The organism is Leifsonia aquatica H1aii, from assembly GCF_000633535.1.
In the GTDB taxonomy this organism is placed as follows: domain Bacteria; phylum Actinomycetota; class Actinomycetes; order Actinomycetales; family Microbacteriaceae; genus Leifsonia; species Leifsonia aquatica_A.
Genome location: NZ_AYMR01000059.1, coordinates 1 through 3,604, shown reverse-complemented (window position 1 = coordinate 3,604; position 3,604 = coordinate 1). Strand labels below are relative to the sequence as shown.

The following is a 3,604-nucleotide window of genomic DNA, read 5'->3' as shown; positions in this document are numbered from 1 at the left end:
TGTCAGACACGCCCTAACCGGCCACCCGTAAACCACCGGCGAAAAGTCACTACGGTTCGATCTCGACGACCTTGATTCAGCGTCCTGCCCGCGCGGACAGCCAGGGCAGAGGATCCACGTGCGAACCATCGATGATCAACTTGAAGTGCAGATGGGGGCCTGTTGAGATTCCACTGTTCCCCATGTGCCCGAGGACGTCGCCGGCACCAACGGACTGGCCGACACTGTCCATGAGGGATCCCGGCTGTAGGTGGCAGTACTTGGTGATGATCTCAGAGCCTTGGTGGCGATGTGCGATCTCGGCGTAGACGCCGCAGCCACCGGCGTCAAAACCGCGGGCGGTGATAACGGTCCCGGCGAGTACTAAGTGAACCGGCATCCCGACCGGCCCGGCCAAATCGATGCCTTTGTGAACTGTCGAGGCATCAGGCGTAGGCGCCTGTCGGGGACCGAACAAATCGGTGATCTCGGCCTCCGCCGCGACCGGCCAGACCACTTGCGGGGCCGCAATCACGGACACCGGGTCGCGACTGAGCGACCAGGTGTGGAAGTCGGTGGGTTCGATCGTTTGGAGCTCTGCGGTAAAAGCCTGGGGTTCGGCAATGGCGGCGGTCGCTCCGGCCGGCGCGGTCGCGGCCGAGCCCATCAGGGCGATCGCTACTGCCTGCTTGCCCACAAAGTCCGTCGACGGACGACGTATTCGCCTCCGTGATGGTGGCGAGGAGGCGCGGTGACGGGGAGGCCGGCGAGTCAGAAAACATTACTAAGATTTCAACATATTAAAATGCTAAAACCTCAACATGTGAGTTCGGTGAGGGTGGGGCGAGTTTTCAGTCTTTTAGGGCTTTGATGTTTTACAATGTTGAAGTGTAAAACTCTGATCAGATGGGAGTCGTGATGATGAGAAGGCATGGGAGAGCGAGGAGGATGCGCCGCGGCACGAAGATCGCGTTGTGGTCGTCGGGGATCTTTCTGGGTGTGGTCGCGGCACTGGTTGCAGCTGTCCTGCTTTTTGTGACGTCGCTCGCGAACGCGTTCAATGCGAACAGTGGTCTGCTCGCGGATGCGTTCCCATCTGAAGGCGCCCGACCCGCACCGTCCGCCGACGGGTCGATGAACATCTTGCTGCTCGGATCCGACTCTCGCAGGGAGCTTGCCGCGATCGGCGACACTGAAGCGCTCGGGCAACGTGCCGACACGATCATGGTTGTTCACGTTCCGGCGAACCGGAAGGACGTTCAGGTGATGTCGATCATGCGCGACAGCTGGGTCGACATTCCCGGACACGGAAAGAACAAGATCAACGCAGCATTCGCCTGGGGAGGCTCCTCCCTGATCGTGCAAACGGTCGAGAACTTGCTGGAGGCACGAATCGATCACGTGGCGTTGATCGGATTTGACGGCTTCTCGGACATGACCAACGCACTCGGAGGAGTGACGGTCCACTCCGAGAAGGCCTTCAGCGCGCACGGTCAGGAATTCGTTCAAGGCGCCAACTACCTCAATGGCGAACAGGCGCTCCTCTTCGTCCGAGCCCGGTACGCCTTTGCAGACGGTGACTACCAGCGTGTGCGCAACCAGCAGGCCTTCCTGCGCGCGATCGCTGAGGAGGCGATCAGCGCGAAGACCCTGACCAGCCCGGAGCGCATCTACTCGTTCACAACAGCGACCACGAAGCATCTCTCGGTCGATTCTGGATTCACCTTCCAGACGATGTTCGAGCTGGGAATCAGTCTGCGCAATGTGCGCGCGGACGGCATCACCTTCTTCACCATCCCGACAGCCGGAACGGGGGTGGTGGGGGATCAGTCCGTCGTCTTCGTCGACCAGGAGAAGCTACCGGGCCTGCGCAAGGCGTTCGCCGAGGACACCCTTCATGCGTTCTGACCGCAGCCGCGACCTCAGCCTGGACGTCGCCAAGGGCTTCGCGATCGGCATGATTGTGCTCGGCCACGTCCTGCGAGGCCTGGCTGCCGCAGGCATACTCACGGCCGACAACCCGACTTTCCAGCTGACCGAAAGGCTTCTGTACGGCTGCCATTTGGCCGTTTTCGCTCTGCTTTCCGGACTGTTCGTCGCACGAGGCGCGAGGCGCTTGGGCGGCTGGGGATACTGGCGCAGCCGCACTGCGTTGTTTCTATACCTGTACGTGCTGTGGAGCCTGCTGCAAGGCGCGTTCAAGCTCGCCGCCGGCGCACTGGTGAACACTCCTGTTTCGCTACTTGAGATCGTGAACCTGTCAGTACCAGAGGGACAGCTGTGGTTCTTGCCGTGGATAATTGTCGCCACGGCTGCCGCCGTACTGTTTCAGCCGTGGCGATCGATGCTGCGTGCGCTCGGCTCGCTCGGTCTCGCCGGGGTCCTTGCTCTCGCGAATTGGGGAACCGAATTCAGCTTCGCCGGCACGCAGGGTCTTGCCCTCATCGTGTTCTTTCTAGCAGGGACCGTGGTCGGAGGCGAGCGCGTGAGCTGGATGCTGAACACGGTCCGTCCGTCCGTCGCACTCGGAATCGCCGTGCTGGGGACAGCGTGCTACCTCGTCATCGAACTCGCAACCAGCGCGACTCCGCCCACGATCGGCGGTTCGAACCGAAATCTCTTGAGCGTCGGCGGCGGTGTTGTTGCCACCTCGGTTGGTGTGCTCACAATTCTCATTCTCTCGCGCGCGATGACAGCCGCAGGATGGCTCGCCCGGGGACTTACCTGGGCCGGTAGGCACTCGCTGGCGATCTTCCTTGCGAGCATCACCGCTTCGTCCTGCGCTCGAATCCTGCTCACCGCCGCCGGTGTGGATGCTCCCGCAGCGCAGATCATTGCAGGGACGGCGGCAGGCATTCTGATACCACTCATTCTTGTCCAGGTCGGGCGGCTGTGGCCGCCGCTGACGTGGCTGTTCACGACGCCGACCCGCCGGGCCGTGGTGAAAGAAACGCGTTAGGTCCTCCCTCGCCCGGCGCTGCATTCACAGAGGCGACCTAACGCTGCCAGAAAAACTCGCGGATCAAGCTCCACGCGCAACATGAGTACCCACAGCCCCACCTTTTCGTGAAGGACACGGAGGTAATGTCGGGGCTTTTATTGCTCGCGGCCACCGGGCGCCTGGTCCGCGCGGTCGTCCAACCGAATCACAGGCGCCGCGGGACCTTTGATCGGTGTCGTTCCCGAGCCGAGGCGGTGGCCAAGGCAGGCAACGCTGCAGGCGCTCGAGACGGGATTCAGGTTCAGGTGCCCGATCCTCAGAGCGAAAGCCAGCTTAGGGGAGGTCCGCCGCGACAGTGGCGGGCGAGCGGTTCTCGAGCACGCTTGGCCGAGAGGACCAGCCGGGTTGTCGCGTGGGTCCAAGACACCCGCTACGCCGACCCGACCCAGCGGGGCGCGATCGACCACGTCCACGACGACCTCCAACGCATGGAGGACCGTATCCTCCGCTACAGGACCGCGGCCGCGCCGGTCAGGCACCACGCTCACCGCGAGCTGCAGCAGCGCATCGAGCGCGCGCGCCCCGGGAACACCTCCCCGGCGGTAGTCGCCACCTTCACCATCCTCGGCGCCACCATCACCCTGATCCTGACCTTCGTCGTCGGCTGAATCGGCCTGACTTTCG

General features: G+C 62.8%; 4 protein-coding genes. 3 read left to right on the top strand and 1 reads right to left on the bottom strand.

Features of this window, described 5'->3' with window-relative positions:
- Window positions 1–76: 76 nt before the first annotated feature.
- Window positions 77–676 carry a M23 family metallopeptidase gene (locus U870_RS0122080; RefSeq protein WP_025159510.1) on the bottom strand — a complete coding sequence of 200 codons (600 nt, stop codon included), beginning with the start codon at window positions 674–676 and terminating at the stop codon, window positions 77–79.
- A gap of 251 nt (window positions 677–927) precedes the next feature.
- Here U870_RS0122080 and U870_RS0122075 point away from each other — a divergent pair, with 251 nt between their 5' ends.
- From U870_RS0122075 to U870_RS0122065, 3 genes are all read left to right on the top strand, one after another.
- Window positions 928–1,887, top strand: a complete 960-nt coding sequence (locus tag U870_RS0122075; protein ID WP_025159509.1) for an LCP family protein — start codon at window positions 928–930, stop codon at window positions 1,885–1,887.
- A complete protein-coding gene (locus U870_RS0122070) occupies window positions 1,877–2,938 on the top strand; it encodes an acyltransferase family protein (protein WP_025159508.1) in 1,062 nt (353 codons plus the stop codon). The genes U870_RS0122075 and U870_RS0122070 overlap by 11 nt, the downstream gene beginning before the upstream one ends.
- Before the next feature lie 365 nt (window positions 2,939–3,303).
- Window positions 3,304–3,588, top strand: a complete 285-nt coding sequence (locus tag U870_RS0122065) for a hypothetical protein (RefSeq protein WP_025159507.1) — start codon at window positions 3,304–3,306, stop codon at window positions 3,586–3,588.
- The last annotated feature ends 16 nt before the right edge of the window (window positions 3,589–3,604 follow it).